Source organism: Lentzea aerocolonigenes, assembly GCF_000955955.1.
In the GTDB taxonomy this organism is placed as follows: Bacteria; Actinomycetota; Actinomycetes; order Mycobacteriales; family Pseudonocardiaceae; genus Lentzea; species Lentzea aerocolonigenes_A.
This window is the reverse complement of sequence record NZ_JYJG01000042.1, coordinates 64,095-85,815: the sequence shown is the minus strand read 5'-3', so window position 1 is coordinate 85,815 and position 21,721 is coordinate 64,095. Positions and strand designations below refer to the sequence as shown.

Below are 21,721 nucleotides of genomic sequence, written 5' to 3'. Positions count from 1 at the left end.
GCGTTAAACGCCTGTTCACCGCAGCGAGAGTGACCTAGATCATCCCGAGGCTAGGTCCAGGAACGGTTGGAGGGACTCGGGATTGCGGAGTGCGCCTCGGCTCACGGCCTTGTCCGGGTCGGCGCCGGCGAGGATCTTCTTGACCGGGACCTCGCACTTCTTGCCGTTCAGGGTCCTCGGGATCTCGGCGACGGCCACGAAGCGGTTCGGGACGTGGCGTGGCGAGAGGGATGAGCGCAATTCCTGGCGCAGCAACGGTTCCACGTCCGCCAAAGTCACGCCGTCGAGCACCACGAAGCAGAGCAGCTCGCCCTCGGAGACGCCGGAGGTGTCGATCACCAGCGAGTCGACGACGCCCGGGATGGACTCGACCACCCGGTAGAACTCCGAGGTGCCCATGCGGACGCCGCCCCGGTTCAGGGTCGAGTCGGAGCGGCCGTAGATCACGGCCGAACCCCGTGGGGTGATGCGGATCCAGTCGCCGTGGCGCCAGATTCCGGGATACGTGTCGAAGTAGGCGTCGCGGAGGCGCTCACCCGAGTCATCGCCCCAGAAGAAGACCGGCATGGACGGCATCGGCTTGGTGATCACGAGCTCGCCCACGGCGTCGTCCAGCGCGACACCGGCCTCGTCGAACGCGTAGACCGCGGCGCCCAGAGCTCGGCAGGAGAGTTCGCCCAGCCAGACCGGGCGGTCCGGGGAGGCGGCGACGAAGGCGGTGCAGAGGTCGGTGCCGCCGGAGACCGAGGCGATCTGGACGTCCTTGCCCACGGCCGCGGCGATCCAGCGGAAGCCTTCTGGCGTAAGGGGTGCGCCGGTCGAGCCGACCACGCGCAGGCCCGTCAGGTCGTAGCGGGAGGACGGGTCGAGGCCCTCCTTCAGGCACGACTGGACGTACGGGGCCGAGGTGCCGAAGTAGGTCACGCGGTGCTGTTCGGCCAAGTGCCACAACGTGTTCAGCGACGGGTAGGCAGGGCTGCCGTCGTACAGCACGATCGTCGTGCCGACCAACAGCCCGCCCACCAGGTAGTTCCACATCATCCAGCCGGTGGTGGTGAACCAGAAGAAGCGGTCACCGGGTCCGAGGTCGCTGTGCAGCGCGAGCATCTTCAGGTGCTCGACCACGATGCCGCCGTGGCCCTGGACGATGCCCTTGGGCAGGCCCGTGGTGCCGGACGAGTACAGCACCCACAGCGGGTGGTCGAACGGCACCGGCGTGAACTCCAGCGGAGCACCCTGATGAGCCGAGACCAAGTCGGCGAACGAATGCGTGTCCGGCAGAGTGGCGCCGTTGTCCAGGTAGTCGATCAGGACCGTGGCCCGCAGGGACGGGATCTGCGAGCGGATCTCCTCGACGACCGGGCGGCAGTCGAAGGACCGTCCGTTGTAGACGTAGCCGGAGACGGCGACGAAGACCGTCGGCGAGATCTGGGTGAAGCGATCGGCCACGGCTCGGGCGCCGAAGTCCGGGGAGCAGGACGACCACGTGGCACCCAGCGAGGCGGCCGCCAGGAAGGCGATCAGGGCCTCGGGGGCGTTCGGGACGAGTGCCACCACCCGGTCGCCCTCGGAAACGCCCAGAGACGCCAGTGCGGCCCGGAAAGCGGCCACCCGGGAACGCAGCGCGCCGAACGTCAGCGAGGAAGCGAAGCCGTCCTCGCGGTGGAAGATCACGGCGAGGTCGTCGTCGGCTCCACGGCGCAGGGCGTGCTCGGCGTAGTTCAGCGTCGAACCCGGGAACCACTGGGCGCCCGGCATGTCCGCGGAGCCCAGCACGCGCTCGGGAGCGGTGTGGAACTGGACGTCGAAGTACGAGGCGATGGCGCCCCAGAACCCCTCGAGGTCGGCGACGGACCACTCCCACAACGACTCGTAGTCGTCAAAGGAATGCCCACGGTCAGCGAGCCACGCGCGGAAAGCGGTCATCCCGTTGTCCCTCGTGGGGTCCGGGCGCCACAGCAGTTCGACGTCGGTGTCGGTCATGCCCCATGTCTAGTTGAGGCAGAACCGCACGTCCATGTGTGATTGGCGGACTGGACGTACACCAGAAGTGTGCAACTACCCCGCCAGCAGCTCGTCGACCGCCCTGGTCAACCCCGACGCGTCGGCGGGGGCCAGCACCAGCCAGCCGTCCTGCTTGCGGAGCAGGTAGCGGCCCTCGCGGGTGTCCAGCCAGGACACCGAGCGACCGGTCGGGCGCGGTACACCGTCGCGGTTGCGGGCGGTGAGGCCCAGCTCGCCGCCCCCGATGCGGGTCGTCACGATGCGCATCAGCGTGTGGGCTTCCGGCTCGCGGATGCCCGCGTCGCGCAGCACGTCCAGGAACGCCTGCTTGCCGTCCTGCTCCCCCGCCTTGCCCGCGCGCACGTAGTCGTCCCAGCGCACGTTCACCGAACGGCCGGTGCCGGGTGCGAGGCCTGGCAACGATGACACCGTGGCCGAAGCCAGCGCGTTGGGGCGGAACGGGTACAGGTGCACGTCGTTGTTCACGCGCGCGGCGAACGCACCGCTCCAACCCGCGCAGGCGATGCCGCGAGCCAGTTCGGTTCCCTTGAAGTACGCGATCTCCAGAGCTCGGTCGAACTCGCCGAGACCGGCCACCAGCGCACGCAGGTCCGGATCCGGACGCTGCACGGTGCCGAGGCCGCGGGCGTAGAGCGACTGCGAGCTCTCCTCGGCGAGACGCTGCCGCGCCGCTCGGGTGGCGCCCACGTGGGGCGTCCCGAGCGGCACGACGCGGTCCTCGCCGTGCACGGCTTGCCAGAGCAGGAAGAACTCCTGCGAGCTCACCGTGAACTGGCGTTCGCTCACTGACCGATCACCGGCGGGGCCGCCTTGCGGTCCAAGCCGAAGACGTTGTCGTCCTCTTCCAGGTAGCTCGCGCTCTTGTGCTCGCGCTCGTCGTCACGGCCCTGGCCCGCCGCGGGGGCACCGCCCATCGGCGCGCCGCCCATCGCGAGCGGGTTCTGGAACGCCTTGGTCTGGCCACCGGTCGCGGACGACGCGGCCGCCGAGGCAGCACCTGCCACACCGCGCTCGGCCACACCCGCCGCGCCACCGGCGCCCGCAGGACCGCCGGCACCGCCGCCGCCACCTGCCTGGTTGCCGGAGTTCTGGCCGAACCGGCCGGGCATCATGCCGCCCGTGAACCCACCGCCGGTGCCGCCGCCACCACTGCGAACGCCGGCACCACCGCCGTAAGCACGCGAGTTGGACGTGTTGGTGGTGCCCCGGTTGCCGGCGACGCCTGCCGCGGTCACCTGGCCCCCGACGCCGGTACCGTCCGGCGTCGGGGTGCGGCCGCTCAGGTCGCCACCGCCGCCGAGCGTCGGGGTGTTCGGGTTGACCGGGTTCACCGGAGGCGTGAACTGCTGCGGCACGGTCTGGTCGACCGCCGCCGAGTTGCGCTGGAACGCCGCCATCACGTCCGCGGCGCGGCGGTGCGAGGCGTCGTTGGCAGCGAGGGTCTCGACCGGGCTGGTGCCGACGGCCTCGAAGCCGTGGAAGCCGGTGACGGGCTGGCGCAGCGCGGCGGCGTGGTCGGTCTCGATGCCCACGAAGCTCGCGGCCGAGTCCATCATCGTCAGCCGGTCCCGCATGAGTGCGGGACGCGGAGGAACGACCACGGGCTCCGCCGCGGGCGACTCGGGCTTGGCAGGAGGCGGCGGCATCGCGGTACGGGCGGCCTCGACGTTGTTGGTCTCGGTCGTGATCGCCGCGGACACCTTGTGCGCGTAGCTCGACGTGTCGTCGACCCAGTTGGTGACCTCGGTCAGACCGTCGCGGGCCAGCCGCGCCGAGTCGCTGTTCCAGCCGACCGACGAGTCCTCGACGGCCTTGAGCAGGCTCGCCCGGACGGTCGCGATGTCCTCGCCGATCTTCTGCCAGTTCGTCGCGGCGGCCTGCGCACCGGCGAGGTTCACGCCCTTGGTCACCATGTCGTAGAGCTGCTCGTGCGTGTAGACCATCCAGTCGACCGGCTCGTGCAGGTCGTTGCGGTCGTACTTGTCGTCGTCGTGGTACTGGTTCGAGGACTTGTCGGCGTCCTTGCCACCGTTGCCCTTGTTGTCGTGCGACCCCTGGCTCACCACGACCCCCCGCTCTTCTTGAAGCCCTGCTCGGCCTCGTCCTCAGCCCCGCGGATGGTGTCGCGGTTCTTGCTGAGCGCGTTGCTGATGTCGTCGAGGACCTTGAAGAGGTCCAGCAACGCCTTCGCGGCGCCGCGGTCCTCACCGACGGCGAGCTCGGAGAACCTCGCGCTGATCGCCTTGGCGACCGGGTTCTCGCCTAGCTGCAACGGCGTGGCCAGCTGGTCGCTCGTGCGCTTCCACAGGTCCATGACCTGGTCACGCGCGGTGTCGACCGCCTTGATCAACGCGTCGGCCGCGTCGACGTCGAGCGTCAGCTTGCCGCTGTCCGCCGCCTGGTCGAGCTTGGCCGCGGCGTGGCTCGCTTCCGCCTTGTCCACCAGCATCTGTTGCTGGAGAACAGGTTTCACCGCCGCCAGCTGCTCCGCGGTGATCGGCGTCGTGGTCGCCGTCGAGACCGCGGGCGTCTCGGTTCCAGTACCTGTCCCAGTGCCTTCAGCCATCCTCAACCCCCTGCACTGCCTTACTCGTCACCGCAGCACTGAGTGTTACTCACAGCTACACCCAGTCAGCCGTCCGAAGCATCCCTTAGATGTACCTGGAGTACGGTTCGGTTCCAATCCGCCGTAAAGACCCTTACCTCATGTGCGCGTCGAACCAGTTCAACGCACGAGTCCACGCTTCGTCACTCGAAACGTCGAAACGGACCACATCCGACGCGGTTTCCGAGCTGATCACCGCATCCCGGAGCTTGCTCACTTCTTCCGAGTCGCCGTCGGGGTAGATGCCCAGCCAGGGGCACGTGAGGTCGCCCGCGACGTCCACCAGCGCTGGCAGCCCGTCCGACAGCGGTTCGAGAATCCCGGGCCCCGCCACCGTGACCGCTGCCCCGATCGTGCGACTGGCGGCGACCACCATCGCGACCGTGCCACCGATGTCGAACCCGACGACGCCCATCCGGTCCGCACCGACGCCCTGCTGCCCGAGCCAGACGAACGCGACGTCGGTGTCCTCCAGCAGGCGGTCCCCGGACAGCTTGCTGACCTGGTCCCTGATGTCGTCGCCGTGCACGCGGTCCGCGTCGTAGAGGTGCGGCGCGATGGCGAGCCAGCCCTCCGCGGCCAGGCTGCTGACGAGCGAACGGACCCCGGCGGTGATGCCGCGGGCCTCGTGCAGCACCACGAGCCCTCCTCGCACGGCGGAGTCGGGTTCGGCGATCGTCACCCGCAGCTCACGGCCGTCGGTGAGGGAAAGCGTCTCGATGCGGGTTGAGGTCATGTTTCCCACCCTTCCACGTAGGGGTGAACACCAGTCAACGTGTCCAATCGGACGGAGCAATGCGAGGATCGGCGGTATGACCGTGCGAACCCGTGCTGACCTGGCGTCCCTGCCGTCCTACGTGCCCGGACGGACCATCCCCGGCGCCATCAAGCTCGCGAGCAACGAGGTGTCCGCCGGACCGCTCCCGAGCGTCGTCAAAGCGATCGCCGAGGCGGCCACCAGCATCAACAGGTACCCCGATTCGGGCTGCACTGAACTCACCGCCCGCCTCGGCGACAAACTCGGGGTGCCCGCCGACCACCTGGCACTCGGCTGCGGCTCCGTGACGCTGTGCCAGCAGCTCGTCCAGGCGACCTGCACCGAGAACGACGAGGTGCTGTTCGCGTGGAGGTCGTTCGAGGCCTACCCGATCGTCGTCCACGTGGCGGGCGCCCGGCAGGTCCGCGTTCCGCTGAGTGCCGAGCACGTGCACGACCTCGACGCGATGGCCGCCGCGATCACGCCCGCCACGCGCATGGTGTTCGTCTGCAACCCGAACAACCCGACCGGCACCGCGCTGCGCACCGAGGAGATCGAGGCGTTCATCGACCGCGTGCCGTCGGACGTGCTCGTGGTGATCGACGAGGCCTACAAGGAGTTCGTCGACGACGCGCACATCCCGGACGGCGTCGAGCTCGCCAAGCAGCAGTGGGCCGCCGGTCGCGACAACGTGGCCGTGCTGCGCACGTTCTCCAAGGCGTACGGCCTCGCGGGCCTGCGCATCGGCTACGCCGTCGCACCCCCCGCGGTCGCCGAGGCGCTGCGGAAGGTCTACGTCCCGTTCTCGGTGAACGCCCTGGCCCAGGTCGCCGCCATGGCCTCGCTGGACGCCGAGGACGAGCTGATGGTCCGCTGCCGCGCGATCGTCGCCGAACGCATCCGCGTCCGCGGCGAACTGCTGGCGATGGGCTACGAGGTGCCGGAGACCCAGGCGAACTTCGTGTGGCTGCCGCTGGGCGAGCGCACCGCCGCGTTCAACGAGCACTGCCTGGCGCACAAGGTCGTGGTGCGCGCGTTCATGGGCGAGGGCACCCGCGTGACGATCGGTGAGCCGGAGGAGAACGACGCCTTCCTGGCCGCCGCCCGCGCGTTCACTTCGTGAGCAGCTGAACGATCGCCGCGACTCCCACCACCACGATGACGCCGCGCAGCACGGCGGGTGGGAGTTTGCGGCCGATCTTCGCCCCGATCTGACCGCCGACCACGGACCCGACGGCCAGCAGCACCACGGCCTGCCACGCCACGTCGGCGATGAAGATGAACATGACCCCGGCGACCAGGTTCACGAACGCGGTCAGCAGGTTCTTCAGCGCGTTCATCCGCTGCAGGTGCTCATTCACGAGCACCCCCATGATCCCCATCACCAGCACGCCCTGCGCGGCCCCGAAGTAGCCGCCGTAGATGCCGGCGAGGAACACCCCGATCCACAGCAGCACGCCACCGTCGTTGTTCGACCGCCGATGAGCGAGCCGCCGGTTGAGCCACGGCTGGATCACCACGAGGACCAGCGCGATCACGATCAGCACCGGCACGATCGCCTTGAACGCCTTGTCCGGCAACGTCACCAGCAGGATCGCGCCGACGACACCGCCGAGGACCGAGGCGGGCAGCAGCCTCGCGATGCGCGACTTCTGCCCTTTGAGCTCCTCGCGGTAACCCCACGCGCCGGACAACGAGCCAGGCACGAGGCCCAGGCTGTTGGAGACGTTCGCGACCACGGGCGGATAACCGACGGCGAGCAACACGGGGAACGTCACGAGCGTGCCGCTGCCGACGACGGTGTTGATGCCGCCTGCGAACACACCCGCGATGACCACCGCGATTGCTTCCCAGACCGTCATGTCACCCCCAGATACCCAATGGTCAGCGACGCTAACACTCCATTCCGGACGAAGAAGTGTGGCGCTGATGACAACAGGGCCCGCACTCAGGATGAGTGCGGGCCCTGTAGGTGGAAATTCAGTTATGCGACGCGGCGACGCCCGACAGCGGCGGCACCGAACCCGAAGGCCACCAGCAGCGCGCCGACCAGGCCGAGACCCAGCACGCTGGCACCCGTCTTGGCGAGCGCGTCACCACCAGCCGACGCGGGCGGCGTGCTGCCGCCACCACCTGCCGGGGGTTGAGGCTGGTCGGCAGGCACGACGACGAAGTCGTTCCGGTTCTGGCGATCCGCGGCGACCTGGGCGTAGCCGCCGTACTCGCCCTCGAACTTCCAGGGCCCGTCGACCCGCGCCATGTACTCACCGGCGGGAAGGCGGTCGAAACGCACGTGCCCCTGCGCGTCCGAGACCGTCTCGGCGGCGTCGGCACCCAGCACGCGGTCGTGGAGCACGATCCGGGTGTTGCCGATGGTCTCACCGGCGTCGGGCGTCCCGTTGCCGTTGCGGTCGTGGTACAGCTCGCCCTCCAGCGAACCGAACCCGCCTGGAACGCGCGCGACGTCCTGCGCGAACGGTCCGTCGGTGTTGTAACCGGCCTGCGGCTCGAAGTCGCACGCCGCGGTGACCGTGCCGGTTGTGTACGAGGCCTGCGGCACCTTCTCCGTGACGATGATGGTCTTCGTCTCGCCGGCGCCGACGGTCACGCCCTTGCCGAACAGGTCGCCCCAGCCCTCGGGAACACCGTTGCGCGGCGTGCCTCCCAGTTGGTCCTCGTCACCGATCCGGTTGCAGCCGGCCTGGATGCCGCTGATGGCCCGATCACTCGAGTTCTTCAGCGTGATCGTGACCGTGGCGACCTCGCCGACCTGGTAGGTGTCCTTGTCCAGCGTCAGCGTCGCGCTGAGCGACTCGCTGAACGGACGCTCCGCACGTGCGGTCAACTGGACGGGCGCGCCCGGCTGTACACGAACCTCGTCGCCGGCACCGTTCTCGTTGTGAACGATCCAGCCGTCGGCGAGCGTGTAGTTGACCCAGTAGTCGCCGGACGGGGTGCCCTTGAACGAGTAGCGGCCTTCCGCATCCGTCGTGGCCTTGTAGCCGTTGGACGGCACACCACCGTAGATCTCGACCAGAGCACCCGCGGCGGCTTCGCCCGAGTCCTGCTGCCCGTTGCGGTTCTTGTCGGTGTAGACGACGCCGGAGAGGTCGCCCTTGGTCTGCACGACCGGCACCTCACCGGAGATCCCGCTCTGGTGCGGGTTCGGCCGGCCCTGGTACTCGATGCCGCTGTGGATCGACAACTTCCCGTCGTGGATGTCGCGGATGTTGCCGAAGCCCTCGAACGTGCGGGACTCGCCCGGCGCGAGCTGGATGCCCGCACCGCCGTAGGAGAAGTCGCCCCACACGTCCTGCGGCAGGTCGACCGCGTGGATCCCCCAGTCGAGCCGCACCTTCTCGGCGGGCTTGCCACCGATGTTCGTGACGGTCAGCCAGAAACGCACCTTCTCGTGCGACTCGTAGCTCGCCTTCTCGAACCGGATCAGGCCACGCATCTCGGCGGCCGCCACACCCGGCACGAGGTAGAACGTGGACTCCCTGCCCGGTCCACCGATGATCACGTCCCACGCGCCGAAGCCGCCCTTGAACATCCAGGAACCGTCGACCCTGGCCCAGTACCTGCCCGCCGGCACGCCGACGAACTCGACCTTGCCGTCCGCACCGGTCGTGCGCTCGGCGACCAGGCCACCGGTCGTCTTGTCCCGCAGGGAGATCTTGAGACCGCTGATCTCCTCGCCCAGCTCGATCCGCCCGTCATCGTTCTTGTCGTGGCCGGTCGTGATCTTGTAGCTGGTGGAACCGGGGTCGGCAACGTCGGGGCCGGGCTCGACGAAGATCCACGACTCGTAGTCGGCGCCGCGGACGTTGCCGAACGGCTGGCCTTCTTCCCAGGTGTTGATCGTGCGCCACGGACCGAGCACGAGCGGCGTGTAGTCACCGACCGGCAGATCCGGGAAGACCCACTTGCCCTCGGCGTCGGTGGTGGTGCTCGCGACGGTCCGGCCGGTCTCCGGGTCGAGCAGCACGAGCTTGACGTTCGGGACCTTCGTCGGGTTCATGAAGTCCTTGACGACGGCGCCCTTGAACGTCTCCGTCGCGCCCGGCACCTTGGTCCTGGCCGAGACGAACGGGTTGCCCGCGCCGTTCTCCGGCCCGAACGTGCAGTAGGTCTCGACGTAGCCGAAGCTCGGCGACTGCTCGGGCATGGTGGCGTCGACGACGTGCTGGGTGAACGTCGCACCCGCGGCGATCTCCACACCGGCCGCGTCTCGCGCCAGCGGGCCCCATCCGGCTCCTTCGTTGCCGAGGTAGGGACCGAAGCCGCTGCTGGTGCCGCAGTCGGCCTTGACCTGGATCGGGCTGCCGGTCTCGTTCGTGATCGACGCGGTCAGGCCGACCTTCGCACCCGCCGGGTAGGACGGCTGGTCGTACTTGAGCGAGGTCTTCAGCTTGTCCGACAGCGGACGGACCATCCGAACGAGAGCGGAGCCCTCGTCACCGGGGTTGACAACACCGGTCTGCGGGCCGTCGGTGTTGCTGCCCCCGGCGACCCAGCCACCCTCGCGGTCCCAGTTGACCCAGGCGCGGTAGCCACCTGCCGGCACGCCGGTGAACCGGACCCGGCCACCCCCGTCCGACTTCGCGTTCATGTTGACCCACGGCTTGCCGCCGCCGACCTGCACGGTGAGGCCGCCGAGTGCCTCGCCGGCGTCCATCTTCCCGTTCAGGTTGCCGTCGCCGTACACGACGGCCGTGAAGTTGCCGGCACTCCAGACGACGTCGGCCCGCGCCTCGGCCTTGTTGTTGGTCTTGTCCGGGTCTTCGAACGGCCCGCCGACCTCGGTGACGTAGCGCATCTTGCGCAGTTTCTCCGGGTCCGAGCCGCCGTCCCGCGCCTTGCCGACCAACGTGATCTGCTTGCTCTCGCCCGGCCACAGCTCGATCCCGGACTGGGTGAACTTGTTCAGCTGCAACGAGTCGAAGTACGGCTGGTCCTCGGTGTACGTGCTGAGCCAGCTACCACGCGCCGGGCTCTTGCCCGTGCCGATGTTCTCGACCTTGAGCGTCATCAGCACCGGGTCGGAGATGTCGTAGGCCTGCTTGTCGAAGGTGACCGAAACCTTGAGGTCAGGCGAGTAGACCGTCGGGTCCTTCACCTCGTCACCGGGCACGACTTCCAGGTCGACCTTGGCGTCCTGGTCCCCGACGACGTCCACGAGCCGCGTGGTGCTGCCGTCGGCGAACTTCCACCGCCCGACGACCTTCAGCGCGATCTTGCCCTGCGCCACGTTCGGGATCGACCACTCGCCGTTCCAGTCGTTGGAGTCGTCGTCGCCCACGATCCGGTTGTTCGACGCGTTGTACGCGACGACCTTGACCGGCTCGGTGACCGGCTGGCCGTCGCGCAGCACGCGGCCGGACACCTGGCCGATCGTGCGGGCGACGTCGGCGCCGATGGTCAGGCCGGGGTCGTAGGAGTTGGGGTTGCCGATCCGGCCGTCGACGTTGCGGCCGTCGACGCTGAACACGCAGGCGAAGTAGACCTTGCCGGTCGGGTAGTCGACGTCGGGCACGGTGTCGGTGACGGTGAAGGTCTTCGTCTCACCCGCGCCGATCGTGACGCCACCGCGGGACGGGCGCAGCTCGCCCCAGCCCTCACCGGTGCCGTCGAGGGTGGCCGGGTCGTTCTCCGGGTCGCACACCGTCACCAGGCCGGTGATCGGTGCCGTGCCGGAGTTCTTCAGCGTGAAGCTCACCGAGATCGGGTCGCCCTTGGCGTACTTCGGCTTGTCGAACGAGGCCCCGACCTTCTCCAGCGAGCGGTAGAGCGCGGGCACCGCCTGCAGCGCCACCTCGGTGCTCTCGCCCTTGTTCACGACGAAGAACTGGCCCGGCTTGATCGCGCGCTGCCCATCGGGGAAGTACCCGCCGCTGAGGCGTGCCTGGTACTTGCCGGCGGGGATCGCCCAGGTCGAGAACTGTCCGTTGCTGAGCTGGAGCGTCGAGCCGGGGAAGTCGGACCCGCCGGTCAGCTTCAGCTGCTGGTAGCCGGGAAGGTTCTCACCGGGGTCCGCGACGCCGTTGCCGTTCTTGTCCTCGTAGACCACGCCGGACAGCCGGCCGCTGTTCTGCGTGAGCTTCGCCTCGGCCTGTGCAGCGTTGTCGTTGGGCGCTTTGTCGGTCGCGCCCTCGACGTAGGCGCGCAGGCTGAGCGCGAGCCGATCGCCGGACTGCGACTCCGCGGTGGCGCCGACCTTGAACGTCCTCGACTCGCCGGGAGCCAAGGTGGGACGGGAGATCAGCTCGTCGACACCGGTGGTCAGGTACATGCCGCCGGGCTCGGCGGCGAACCGGATCTGGTTCGCGGGCGCGTCACCAGCGTTGGTGATCTTCACGGTGAGGCTGATCGCCTCGCCCATCGCGAACTCCGGCTTGTCGAACGCCAGCGAGAGCTTGAGGTCGGGAGCGGCCTGCTCGGCCTGCTTCTCCTGCTTGGCCTCTGGCTTCTGCTCTTCCGGCTTCGGGGGCTCGACCGTCGTGGCAGGTGGGGCGACGGGCGGGACCGGGGTGGACGGGTCCGGCGACTGCGGCGGGTTCTCGTGCGTCGGCTCGGCAGGCGTGGCGGGGTCGGACGGCGACGGTGGCGTCGGCTGCTCGCTCGACGGCGGCGTGACCGTTTCCGTCGGCGGTGGCGTCACCGTTTCCGTCGGGGTCGGCGTCGGCGAGGTGCTCGTCGGGTCTTCCTGCGCGAGTGCGGTCGACGTGCCACCGAACGCCAGCACGGCGGCGGTGACGAGGGCCGTGCATCTGAGCAGCCCTCTTCTGGCAGGTCTCTCGGACATCTGGTTTCCCCAGTGGTAGAGCGGATGAAAAATCAGGAGGTCTTGCGGCGACCGGCGACGCGGGCACCGATGCCGAACGCGACCAGCAGCGCGGCGATCGCGGCGAGCCCGAGCACGCTGGCTCCCGTCTTGGCGAGCGCACCCCGGACACCACCGCCGGGCTGGTCGTCGCCGGACGGCGTGAGTGCGGGCACCACGAAGAACTGGGTGCTCGTCGAGGTGTCGACCCGGACCTCGACCCTGCCGGGGTTGTCGCCCTCGAACTTCCACGGTCCGTCGACCTGAGCCCAGAACTCGCCGGGCGGGAGTTGGCCGAAGCGCACGTTGCCCTGTGCGTCGGACACCGTGTCGGCGACTTGGAGGTCGCTGTCGCGGTCGAGGAGCAACAGGATCCGGGCGTTGGGGATGGCTTCGCCGGGGTCGACGGCGTGGTTGCCGTTGCGGTCGTGGGCGAGCGGACCGGTGAGCGCGCCGAACCCGCCGGGAACGCCGGCCGAGGTGATGACGAACGGCCCGTCGACGTTGTAGCCGGGGTTGGGCTCGAAGTCGCACGCCGCGACCACCTGCTGACGCGAGCGCGCGCCGACGGGAACCTTCTCCGTCACGACGATCGTCCTGGTCTCGCCGGCCGCGAGCGTGACACCGGGGCGGCTGTAGCGCAGGTCGCCCCAGCTCTCCGGCATGGGAGCGTCCATGCCGCCGCCGAGGTGGTGCGAGTCGCCGACCCTGTTGCAGCCGGCCTGGATGCCGACGATCCTGCGGTCGCTCGTGTTCGTCAGCGTCACCGTGAGCTTGACGTCCTCGCCGACCATGTAGACGGGCTTGTCGAGCGCCATCGACGCCTTGAGCAGTTCGCGGTACGGGCGGTCCGCGCGTCCGGTGAGCTGGACGGGAGGCCCCGGCCGCACCCGGAAGTAGGGCTCTTCACCACCCTCGAGGTGCACCATCCAGCCGTCGTTCAGGGCGTACTCGACCCAGTACCCGCCGGACGGGAGGTCCTTGAACGTGAAGCCGCCGCTGGCGTCCGTCGAGGCCTTCAGGGTGCCCTCCATGGCCCAGCCGTTGACCTTCACCTCGACGCCTTCTGCGGCCTCACCGGGATCCGGCAGGCCGTTGCTGTTCTTGTCGGTGTAGACGAAACCGGTGACGTCGCCGGTGGTCACGACGACGTCCGCGCTGCCGTGGAAGTAGCTCGGCTGGTGCTCATCCGGCCTGCCGAGGTACTCGACGCGTCCGTGGACGTCCAGCCTGCCGTTGCGGGCATCCTTGATCGGGCCGGAGATGCTGAACGTGCGCGACTCCCCGGCGGGGATCTGGACGCCGGGACCCCAGTACCGGAAGTCGCCCCACGCCTCCATCGGGACGTCCAGCGCCAACGGCGGCCAGTCGAGCCGGACGCGTTCAGCGGTCTGACCACCGACGTTCGTCACGATCAGGTCGAGGCGGACCGTCTCGTGCGACTCGTAGCTCGGTTTGTCCGTCTGGACGGTGACGCGCAGGTCCGCGGGAGCCGCACGCTTCAGGAACCCGTAGCCGGAGCCGCCCTGCCCGGTGATGCGCACCAGCTGCTGACCGGGATCGGCGAACATCCAGGAGCCGAGGACCACCGCCCGGTACTCGCCGATCTGCTGACCGCCGAACTCGACCTTGCCGTCCGCGTCACTGGTGACCTCGGCGACCTGTTCACCGGTGATCGGGTTCAGCAGGAGGACCTTGACGCCCCTCTCCACCTCGTCGGCGTCGATGCGCGAGTTGGCGTTGCGGTCCTCGCCGAGCTGCATCGTGTAGGCGCCGACACCACCGGACGCCTTCGCCTCGGCGTGCACGGACGGGCCGTCGAGGGTCCAGCCGACGTTCGGCGCGAACCGGCAGTCGAGCGTCACCAGGCCGTTCTTGCTGGCGGCCTCCGGGATCTCCTCGTCGATCGAGATCCTGATCTGCTTGCCGGCGTCGAGCGAGACACCGTTCGCCACCAGCGCGTCCCAGCCGCTGCCCTGGCCGAGCGCGTGCGGAGCGAGGTTCTCGTTGCAGAGCGCCTTGATGTTGTTGATCCTGCGGTCCGTGTTGTTGACGAGCTTGAGCGTGATCTTCGCGGCGGCCGGCAGCCGGTAGCTGTCGCGGTCGAGGGTCGCGGTCGCCGTGATCTGCTCGGAGTAGGCCCGTTCGGCGCGCACCACCGCCTTGGTCATCTCGTTCGCCTTGACGGTGAGGTCGGCGTCGGTGGGCTTGGCGAAGTGCACGACCCAGCCGTCGTCCAGGGAGTTCTTCTCGTAGAACCTCAGGCGGTAGACGCCGGGGGTGAGACCGGTGAAGGCGAAGTTCCCGTCCGCGTCGCTGGTCGTCTCGTGCCAGGAGTTGTCCACCGAACCGGCGAGCATGATCCTCTGGTCCGGGAACGCCTCACCAGGGTCCTGCGAGCCGTTGCGGTTCTTGTCGGCGTACACGACCCCGCTCACGCCGGTCTGCGGCACGGCCTGCACCTGTCCGGTGCTCGCCGGCGGCTCCGGAGCTGGAGGAGGCGGCGGCGTTTCAGCGCTCGACGTGGGTGGTGCCGACGTCTCGGTCGGTGTGACCGGTGCGCTCGTCGGGTCGTCCTGTGCGAACGCGGCAACGGACGCTGAGCCGAATGTCAGCGCCATCGCGGTGGTGAAAGCGCCGAACTTGAGCAGCGCGCGGCCGATCGACCCCTCGGACAACGGATCCCCCAATGCCCCCGTGACAAATGCTGTCTGCCGACGTCAGAGCCCCCACACGCATCCGCAAGACGCCCGAAAAGTACCGCACGCACAGTGCTCGCGGAAGCGTCAAGAGGTCACGAAAATGCGTTCAAGATTTTTTGGCGGCCAGGGCAACTGAAGGGCTTCGACAAGCGTTAGCACAGCGCGGACAGCTGTGCCTCGGGCATGCTGAGGGCGTGACACCGGAGGACCTCGCGCACCTGCGCCGGGCACGCGACCTGATGGACCGCGAGTACGCCGCGCCGCTCGACGTGCCCGCGATGGCCCGTGCCGCCCTGATGTCGCCCTCGCACTTCGCCCGCCAGTTCCGCGCGGCCTATGGCGAGACCCCGTACGGCTACCTGATGACCCGGCGGATCGAGCGGGCGAAGGCGTTGCTGCGGCTCGGGACCATGTCGGTCACCGAGGTCTGCGTGGAGGTCGGCTGCACGTCGCTCGGCTCGTTCTCCGCCCGCTTCACCGAACTGGTCGGCGAGACGCCTTCCGCGTACCGGGCGCGTTCGCACGACGAGCTGGCCGCCGTGCCGGGATGTCATCTCAAGGGCCTGACGCGACCGAGCAGGTTTCGAGAAGCGTCGCGCTCACGCCGTCCCTAGGGTCTCGTGGCATGAAGCTCTCGCACACTTTCCTCTTCGTCCACGACCAGGACGCGGCCATGAAGTTCTACCGCGACGTAGTCGGCCTCGAAGTCCGCACCGACGAGACCATCGAGGGTGACTACCGCTGGCTCACCGTGGGTCCGGCCGAGCAGCCGGACGTCGAGATCGGCCTGTCCGCCATCGGCCCGCCCGTGCCGCCGACCGACTACGAGACGCTGCACGCGTTGCTGGCCAAGGGATCCCTGCAGGGGATCATCTTCGAGATCGACGACGTGGACGCGAAGTTCGAGCAGGTCCGCGCGGCCGGTGCCGAGGTGATGCAGGAGCCGATCGACCAGTTCTACGGCGTCCGCGACTGCGCGTTCCGCGACCCGTCGGGCAACATGATCCGCTTCTCGTCGCCGCGGTCCGCTCAGCGGTGAAACCAGTTCCGGTCTCGCCGTTCGCGTGCTTGACTGGGTTTCTCCGAACGACTCTTGAGACAAGGTAGATGCCATGGGCAGCCCCGGACACACCGGGCGCCTCCGCAGTGCCCGGTGACACGCGCCCTTTTTCGCGTCTCACCAGGAAGTTCCTACCTTGACTTGGTACACCTCGTTCTTCACCGATCTCGCGAACTCCTTCTGGCGCGGTGCCGTTCAGCCCGCGCAGACCACCGCCGAGATCGACTTCGTGGCCGGCCTGGGCGCCGGTCCGCGTGTCCTCGACGCACCGTGCGGCAGTGGCAGGCACAGCATCGAACTGGCCCGCCGCGGCTACTCGGTCGTGGGGGTCGACATCTCGGAGGAGGCCATCGCCTTCGCCCGTGCCGCGGAACCGTCGCTGGACTGGCGGCTGGGAGACCTCTCCTCGCTGGCGTCCCAGGGCATCTCCGCCGATCTGGCGCTGTGCCTGGGAAACAGCTTCGGCTACCTCGACCACGCCGGTTCGGTCCGGCTGCTGGCCGACTTCGCCGCGGCCGCACCGGTCCTCGTGATCGACTACGGCTGCGCGGCGGAGTCACTGCTGCCGTCGCTGCCGGGCTCGATCGAGATGTCCGCGGGTGGCGTCGACATGGTCGCCCGCAACACCTACGACGTGCCGTCGGGACGGCTGCTGATCGACTTCACCTTCACCGACGGTGAGCGAACCCAGCGGTCGGCCTGCGTGCAGCACGTCTACACCGCCGGTGAGCTGACCCGGATGCTTCAGGCCGCCGGGTTCTCGTCCGTCGAGCTGTACGGCGATACCGACGGTGGTGCGTTCGAGGTCGGCAGCCACCGGTTGCTGGCGGTGGCGCGCCGCTGATCAAACGCCAAGGGGCGGCGCACCGGATCGGTGCGCCGCCCCTGTCGTCTCAGCAGGCCTCAGCCAAGGTTGTTCGTGTCGAACGTGTTGCAGCGCGCCGGATCGCCGGTCTGCAGCCCCGTCGTGAACCACTTCTGGCGCTGCGCCGAGCTGCCGTGGCTGAACTTGGTCGTGTCGACCCGCCCACCGCCGAGCTCGCGCTGGATGAAGTCGTCACCGATGCGCGACGCGGCGTCCAGGGCGGCGTTGACATCCTCCTGGGTGATGTTCGAGATGAGGGGTTGACCGTTTGACGACGGGACCGTCGTCGCGTGGTTGCCCCACGCACCCGCGTAGCAGTCGGCCTGCAGCTCGAGCCGCACCGAGTCCGAAGTCGGGCCGGTGCGCGAGCTGACGCGGTCGGAGGTGCCCAGCTGGTTCTGGATGTGGTGGCCGTACTCGTGGGCCAGCACGTAGGCCTCGACGAACGGGCCGCCCTGCGCGCCGAACTTGGTGCGCAGCTCGTTGAAGAAGTCCAGGTCGATGTACACCTGGGAGTCGGCAGGGCAGTAGAACGGGCCGACCGCGGAGGTGGCGTTGCCGCAGCGGGTGTTCACGCTGTTGCGGAAGAAGTTGGTCCTGGTGACCTGGTAGCTCTTGCCGGAGCGCGAGAACTGGTCGGTCCAGAAGCCCTGGATCGAGTTGATGATGGCGACGACCCGGCAGTCGCTGTCCTTGTTGGCGTCGGCGCCGGTCTTGCACTTCTCGGCCAGCTGACCCGACTCGACCTGCGAGTTCGGACTCAGGCCACCGCTTTCCAGCCCGCCGGCCGGCAGCTGGATGCCGGTGAACTGCTGGATCAGGAAGTAGACGATGAGGCCGACCACGCCGAGGCCACCGCCGACGCCGGCGACTCGGCCGCCCACGCCGCGCTGGTCCGAGACCTGAGAGAGATCGAGTTCCGCACCTTCGTTGAACTGCACCGCAATCCTCCTGCCAAGGACCCCATGGGTGCCGCAAACGATAAAGCACGAAACATGCCTTGGTGCGGAGCCCGACGTCGGGGCACCGCACCAAGGCTTTCCCATTTGGTAGTGACGACTACGGCCCACGAAGGTTGGCGTGGCGCTCAGCCGGTGACGCCATGAGACGTCAGCGAAGCCGAGCTCAACAGCGTCGAAGTGCACCGAGCGACGCCGATGGCGCCTGGGCACCCGAAACCTCGTGTCCGTTGCTACACAGTCGCGACCGGACCGTTCACGTCCGATCCACCCGCGGGGATGCAACAGACCGCGTTTCGCCACAGCGAGGAGATACCTGCACAGCACCACCTACCCCTTCTGGGCGTGGCCTCCGGGTGGTCTAGTTCATTCACCTACCGGTTGCCAGCTCGTTATCGAGCATGCGCTTGATCACCACATTTCTCAACACCTCACACGAAACCTGAATTGGTGAAGTCGGACGGGTGACCAGCGGAGATCGACTGTGCAGACAGCAATCGCCCGGCGAGAACAGGCTCGCCGGGCGATTGTGAGAATTCGTCAGAAAACGACCTGGAAATGATCAGGTCGTGATGGATCAGGCCTTGGTCGTGCGGCGCGCGCCGCGACGGGCCATCGCGCCCGCGGTCATCAGGCCCAGGCCGACCAGCAGGAACTCCAGCGGATCCGCACCGGTCCTGGACAGGTTCGGAATCGGGGTCGCCTGCTGCGACGTCGCGTTGCCGGTCGGGTTGCCGGAGCCGGAGTCGCCGTTGCCGGTGTTGCCGCCGCCAGAGTTGTTGTCGCCGTTGTTGCCGCCGCCGGGGTTGCCGCCGTTGTCGGGCGGCGTCTGGCCGGGAGGGGTCTGTCCAGGCGGGGTCTGTCCGGGCGGCGTCTGGCCGGGAGGCTGCTCGCCGGGGGGCTGCTCACCCGGAGGCTCCTCACCGGGGGGCTGCTCGGTCTTGCCGCAGTCGCCGCTCGCGGTGCCGAGCACGGCCGCGCTGGTGCCGCAGACCGTCACCGGGGCCTCGATGGTGCCGTTGGGCTCCTCGGGCTTGGTCTCGCCGCAGCTGCCGGAGCCGCCGCCCGCGACGCCGACCGAGTTGCCGCACACCGTGACCGGCGCGGAGACGAGCGCCTTGTCGGCCTGGACGCGCGCGGCGGGCTTCTCCTCGCACGTGGCGTCGCTGTTGCCCAGCACGTTGATCGCGTTGCCGCAGACCTTGACCGGGACGCTCACCAGGTTGCCGACGCGGATCTCGTCGTCGACGTTGAGGGGCACCGGCACGGCCTGGGCGAACCCGGCCGTCCCGACCATGATGCCGCCGGCCAGGAGCGCCGCGGACATGGTCCTGTTGAGGTTCTTGCGCATGACTGTTCTCCCTGGAGTGGAATGACGAATCCCTGTGCGTGGCTGAGTCGCCGCGCGATCAGTCCGGGGAGAACGTCGGTTCCTCCGCGCGCACGGTGTGCGGCACGTCTTGCTGCTCTGTGCTGACGAATGACGTCGTGGTGGTGGGCGGGCGCATCGCGTACGTGAGCATGCCCGCCGGGAACTGGCTGCTCGTGCTCGTCCCCGCGCCGCTCTGCGGGAGGGTGCCGGCGATCGGCTGCTCCACCTGCGGACGTTGCGGCTGCGGGACGGGAGCCGGGTCGGTGGGACGCGTCGACAACGGCGGCGGCGTCACCTGGTGTTGCTGCTGAGGTGCCTCGGCGTGGACGATCGGCACCTCGACCGGTTTCGGCTGCGGCGCCACGGGATCCGGCGCGGGCGGCTCGGTGCGCGGGTCCGGCTTCGGCGGGACGGGCGCTTCCGGCTGCTGCGGCACGAGACCGGTCTCGACCTTCAGGCCGATGTCGACGACGGGGAGTTTCACCTCGACCTGAAGCTGGTCGATCTCGACCTTGACGTCGGCGTTCGCCTGACCTGAGCTGCCCAGCAACCAGGCGCCGGTCACCAGACCGGCGAGCAGCAGGAGCCGACGCAACCAGGACATCGACCCTCACCTTAGATCAAATGGAGCAACCGGGCACAGGAAAAAGGCCATCTCGGCGACTTTCGTCGCCGAGATGGCCTTCAGCTGCGTTCTGCGGTTACGGCAGCAGCGTGATGCGGTCGAGCTTCGGCGCGCTCTGGTTCGGGTGCGTCCCGAGGTACGCAGCGAACCCGTCCAGGTCGATCGGACCACCGGCGAGCGCCGTGCCCTTGGTGAACTCGCTGAAGTCGTCGCCACCACCGACCAGGAAGTTGTTGGCCGTGACGCGGTAGCTCGCGTTCGGGTCGATCGCGACACCGTTCAGCTTGATGTCGGAGATCTTCGAGCCGAACGCCGCGGAGGCCGACCAGCTGTACGTGAAGCCCGTCGAGGGCTGCAGCACGAACGTCCTCTTGGCGGTGAACTGCTGTTCCAGGACGTTCTTGAGCTGCGCGCCGGTCAGCGTGATCGTCTGCAGGATGTTGCCGAACGGCTGCACGTCCGCGGCTTCCTCGTAAGTGACCACACCGTCGCCCTCGCCCTTGTTGCTCTTGTAGACGAGGTCCTTGCGCACGCCACCGGGGTTCATCAGTGCGATCACCGCGTTGCCGGTGGTCTGGGTGGCCGCGAGCTGCGAGTCGGCGATGAGGTCGCCCAGCGGCGACTCACCAGCCGCGTTCTGGAGCTTCACGATGTCCTCGGAGATCGTGCCGAGCTGCCTGCCCGCGATCGGAGCGACCTTCTGCTTGGCCAGGTCGATGATCGCCTGGACATCGGGATCCGGCGTGACCGTGCGGGTGACGATCTTGTTCTCGGCCTTGGTCTCGCCGCGGATGACGTCGCGCGTCCGGCGGTCGATCTTGAGGTCGACGACGCTCAGCTCACGCCCGAACGCCAGGCCCTCGATGAACGGCCGCGGGTTGCCGGCCGGGTCCTTGACCACGCAGTTGTAGTGCTGGTGGCTGTGGCCGGAGAAGACCGCGTCGATCTTCGGGCTGACGTTGGCGGCGATGTAGCTGCCGGGGTTCTGCGTGGCCACGTTGCACGCGTTGGGCCCGCCACCCGTCGAGGTGACCTGGTCGCCCTGGTGCACGAGCAGCACGATCGACTTCACGCCGATCGCGTCGAGGAAGTTGGCGTACTTGTTGGCAGCCTTGACCTCGTCACCGAACTGGATCTCCTTGATCCCGGTCGGGTTGACCAGCACAGGCACGTCCTTGAGCGGCATGCCGATGAAACCGATCGGCATCCCGTCGCGGATCTCCACCCAGAACGGCGGCAGCGCGGGCAGCCCGGTCTTGGCACTGGTGACGTTCGCGCCGAGGATCGGGAAGTGCGCGCCGGGGTACGTGTCGCGGAACTGGCAGCCGTCCGTCGGGTGGCATCCGCCGCGCTGGATGCGCAGGAGCTCCTTGTAACCCTCGTCGAACTCGTGGTTGCCCGCCGCGGTCGCCTGCAGCCCGACCTTGTTCAGCACCTCGATCGTCGGCTCGTCGTGGAACAACGCCGACACGAGCGGCGACGCGCCGATCAGGTCGCCCTGCCCGACGAGCACCGAGTTCTTGACCTCCTTCTGGAGGTTCTTGATGTGCGTCGCGTTGAAGGCGGCACCACCGGCGTCGACGGTCGTGCCGTCGGGCTGGATCACGCGTCCGGACGACCCGGTCGGCGGCTCGAGGTTGCCGTGCAGGTCGTTGATGCCGATCAGGCGCACGTCAACCGTGCCCCGACCGCGCAGTGACTGGACATCGGCCTGGGCAGGTCCGGTAGCGCTGATGACAGTGGCCGCGGCGGCGGTGATCGCCAGAACGGAAAGCCGTCTGAACGAACTCATGGGTAAGAGCCTCTCCGACAAGGCGTGGTTAACGCGCGTGTACGGCGGAGGAGTCTGCCTCGCGAAGGCGGCGTTTACCAGAGGAATGACCTTATCGACACGCGCAGGTTTAGCCTTGTTCCCGTGACGTCTAGTG

General features: G+C 68.5%; 16 protein-coding genes. 4 read left to right on the top strand and 12 right to left on the bottom strand.

Features of this window, described 5'->3' with window-relative positions:
- Positions 1–39: 39 nt before the first annotated feature.
- From UK23_RS08145 to UK23_RS08125, 5 genes are all read right to left on the bottom strand, one after another.
- Complete coding sequence (locus UK23_RS08145; RefSeq protein WP_045310770.1) at positions 40–1,983, bottom strand: acetoacetate--CoA ligase; 1,944 nt, start codon at positions 1,981–1,983, stop codon at positions 40–42.
- Between the two features lie 75 nt (positions 1,984–2,058).
- Complete coding sequence (locus UK23_RS08140; protein WP_045310769.1) at positions 2,059–2,811, bottom strand: ESX secretion-associated protein EspG; 753 nt, start codon at positions 2,809–2,811, stop codon at positions 2,059–2,061.
- Positions 2,808–4,088, bottom strand: a complete 1,281-nt coding sequence (locus UK23_RS48375; RefSeq protein ID WP_156212938.1) for a PPE domain-containing protein — start codon at positions 4,086–4,088, stop codon at positions 2,808–2,810. The genes UK23_RS08140 and UK23_RS48375 overlap by 4 nt, the downstream gene beginning before the upstream one ends.
- Positions 4,085–4,591 (bottom strand): hypothetical protein, encoded by a 507-nt coding sequence (locus tag UK23_RS48370; RefSeq protein ID WP_052684456.1) that lies wholly within the window; start codon positions 4,589–4,591, stop codon positions 4,085–4,087. Before UK23_RS48370 ends, UK23_RS48375 begins: the two co-directional genes overlap by 4 nt.
- 133 nt (positions 4,592–4,724) lie before the next feature.
- Complete coding sequence (locus tag UK23_RS08125) at positions 4,725–5,366, bottom strand: dienelactone hydrolase family protein (protein ID WP_045310768.1); 642 nt, start codon at positions 5,364–5,366, stop codon at positions 4,725–4,727.
- A 76-nt stretch (positions 5,367–5,442) separates the two neighbouring features.
- Between UK23_RS08125 and hisC the strand changes: the two genes are divergently transcribed.
- Positions 5,443–6,510, top strand: a complete 1,068-nt coding sequence (gene hisC / locus UK23_RS08120) for a histidinol-phosphate transaminase (protein WP_045310767.1) — start codon at positions 5,443–5,445, stop codon at positions 6,508–6,510.
- Here the strand turns inward: hisC and UK23_RS08115 are convergent.
- The 3 genes from UK23_RS08115 to UK23_RS48365 all read right to left on the bottom strand — a co-directional run bounded on the left by UK23_RS08115 (position 6,500) and on the right by UK23_RS48365 (position 14,888).
- A complete protein-coding gene (locus UK23_RS08115) occupies positions 6,500–7,249 on the bottom strand; it encodes a sulfite exporter TauE/SafE family protein (RefSeq protein ID WP_045310766.1) in 750 nt (249 codons plus the stop codon). The two genes, hisC and UK23_RS08115, sit on opposite strands and share 11 nt — an antisense overlap.
- A gap of 122 nt (positions 7,250–7,371) precedes the next feature.
- Positions 7,372–12,192 (bottom strand): SdrD B-like domain-containing protein, encoded by a 4,821-nt coding sequence (locus tag UK23_RS08110; RefSeq protein ID WP_045310765.1) that lies wholly within the window; start codon positions 12,190–12,192, stop codon positions 7,372–7,374.
- A 32-nt stretch (positions 12,193–12,224) separates the two neighbouring features.
- On the bottom strand, positions 12,225–14,888 hold the full coding sequence (locus tag UK23_RS48365; RefSeq protein WP_052684455.1) for an SdrD B-like domain-containing protein: 2,664 nt from the start codon (positions 14,886–14,888) through the stop codon (positions 12,225–12,227).
- Between the two features lie 218 nt (positions 14,889–15,106).
- Between UK23_RS48365 and UK23_RS08100 the strand changes: the two genes are divergently transcribed.
- The 3 genes from UK23_RS08100 to UK23_RS08090 all read left to right on the top strand — a co-directional run bounded on the left by UK23_RS08100 (position 15,107) and on the right by UK23_RS08090 (position 16,816).
- The gene (locus UK23_RS08100; RefSeq protein WP_156212937.1) at positions 15,107–15,526 is read left to right on the top strand and encodes a helix-turn-helix transcriptional regulator; all 420 of its coding nucleotides are present in this window, start codon (positions 15,107–15,109) and stop codon (positions 15,524–15,526) included.
- Between the two features lie 11 nt (positions 15,527–15,537).
- Positions 15,538–15,951 carry a VOC family protein gene (locus UK23_RS08095; RefSeq protein ID WP_045310764.1) on the top strand — a complete coding sequence of 138 codons (414 nt, stop codon included), beginning with the start codon at positions 15,538–15,540 and terminating at the stop codon, positions 15,949–15,951.
- A gap of 157 nt (positions 15,952–16,108) precedes the next feature.
- Positions 16,109–16,816: a class I SAM-dependent methyltransferase gene (locus tag UK23_RS08090; RefSeq protein ID WP_045310763.1), complete on the top strand. Its 708-nt coding sequence runs from the start codon at positions 16,109–16,111 to the stop codon at positions 16,814–16,816.
- Between the two features lie 59 nt (positions 16,817–16,875).
- On the opposite strand, the gene UK23_RS08085 is transcribed toward UK23_RS08090, so the two are convergent.
- From UK23_RS08085 to UK23_RS08070, 4 genes are all read right to left on the bottom strand, one after another.
- Positions 16,876–17,778 carry a neutral zinc metallopeptidase gene (locus tag UK23_RS08085; protein WP_045310762.1) on the bottom strand — a complete coding sequence of 301 codons (903 nt, stop codon included), beginning with the start codon at positions 17,776–17,778 and terminating at the stop codon, positions 16,876–16,878.
- A 595-nt stretch (positions 17,779–18,373) separates the two neighbouring features.
- On the bottom strand, positions 18,374–19,147 hold the full coding sequence (locus tag UK23_RS08080; protein ID WP_045310761.1) for a hypothetical protein: 774 nt from the start codon (positions 19,145–19,147) through the stop codon (positions 18,374–18,376).
- Between the two features lie 58 nt (positions 19,148–19,205).
- The gene (locus UK23_RS08075) at positions 19,206–19,772 is read right to left on the bottom strand and encodes a hypothetical protein (RefSeq protein WP_045310760.1); all 567 of its coding nucleotides are present in this window, start codon (positions 19,770–19,772) and stop codon (positions 19,206–19,208) included.
- 97 nt (positions 19,773–19,869) lie between these two features.
- Positions 19,870–21,585: a bifunctional metallophosphatase/5'-nucleotidase gene (locus tag UK23_RS08070; protein WP_045310759.1), complete on the bottom strand. Its 1,716-nt coding sequence runs from the start codon at positions 21,583–21,585 to the stop codon at positions 19,870–19,872.
- Positions 21,586–21,721: the final 136 nt, after the last annotated feature.

Coding starts and splice junctions, on each gene's coding strand:
- UK23_RS48370 (WP_052684456.1), bottom strand. CDS start 4,591: ATGGCTGAAGGCACTGGGACAGGTACTGGAACCGAGACGCCCGCGGTC.
- UK23_RS08075 (WP_045310760.1), bottom strand. CDS start 19,772: ATGTCCTGGTTGCGTCGGCTCCTGCTGCTCGCCGGTCTGGTGACCGGC.
- UK23_RS08125 (WP_045310768.1), bottom strand. CDS start 5,366: ATGACCTCAACCCGCATCGAGACGCTTTCCCTCACCGACGGCCGTGAG.
- UK23_RS08070 (WP_045310759.1), bottom strand. CDS start 21,585: ATGAGTTCGTTCAGACGGCTTTCCGTTCTGGCGATCACCGCCGCCGCG.
- UK23_RS08095 (WP_045310764.1), top strand. CDS start 15,538: ATGAAGCTCTCGCACACTTTCCTCTTCGTCCACGACCAGGACGCGGCC.
- UK23_RS08110 (WP_045310765.1), bottom strand. CDS start 12,192: ATGTCCGAGAGACCTGCCAGAAGAGGGCTGCTCAGATGCACGGCCCTC.
- UK23_RS08145 (WP_045310770.1), bottom strand. CDS start 1,983: ATGACCGACACCGACGTCGAACTGCTGTGGCGCCCGGACCCCACGAGG.
- UK23_RS08080 (WP_045310761.1), bottom strand. CDS start 19,147: ATGCGCAAGAACCTCAACAGGACCATGTCCGCGGCGCTCCTGGCCGGC.
- hisC (WP_045310767.1), top strand. CDS start 5,443: ATGACCGTGCGAACCCGTGCTGACCTGGCGTCCCTGCCGTCCTACGTG.
- UK23_RS08115 (WP_045310766.1), bottom strand. CDS start 7,249: ATGACGGTCTGGGAAGCAATCGCGGTGGTCATCGCGGGTGTGTTCGCA.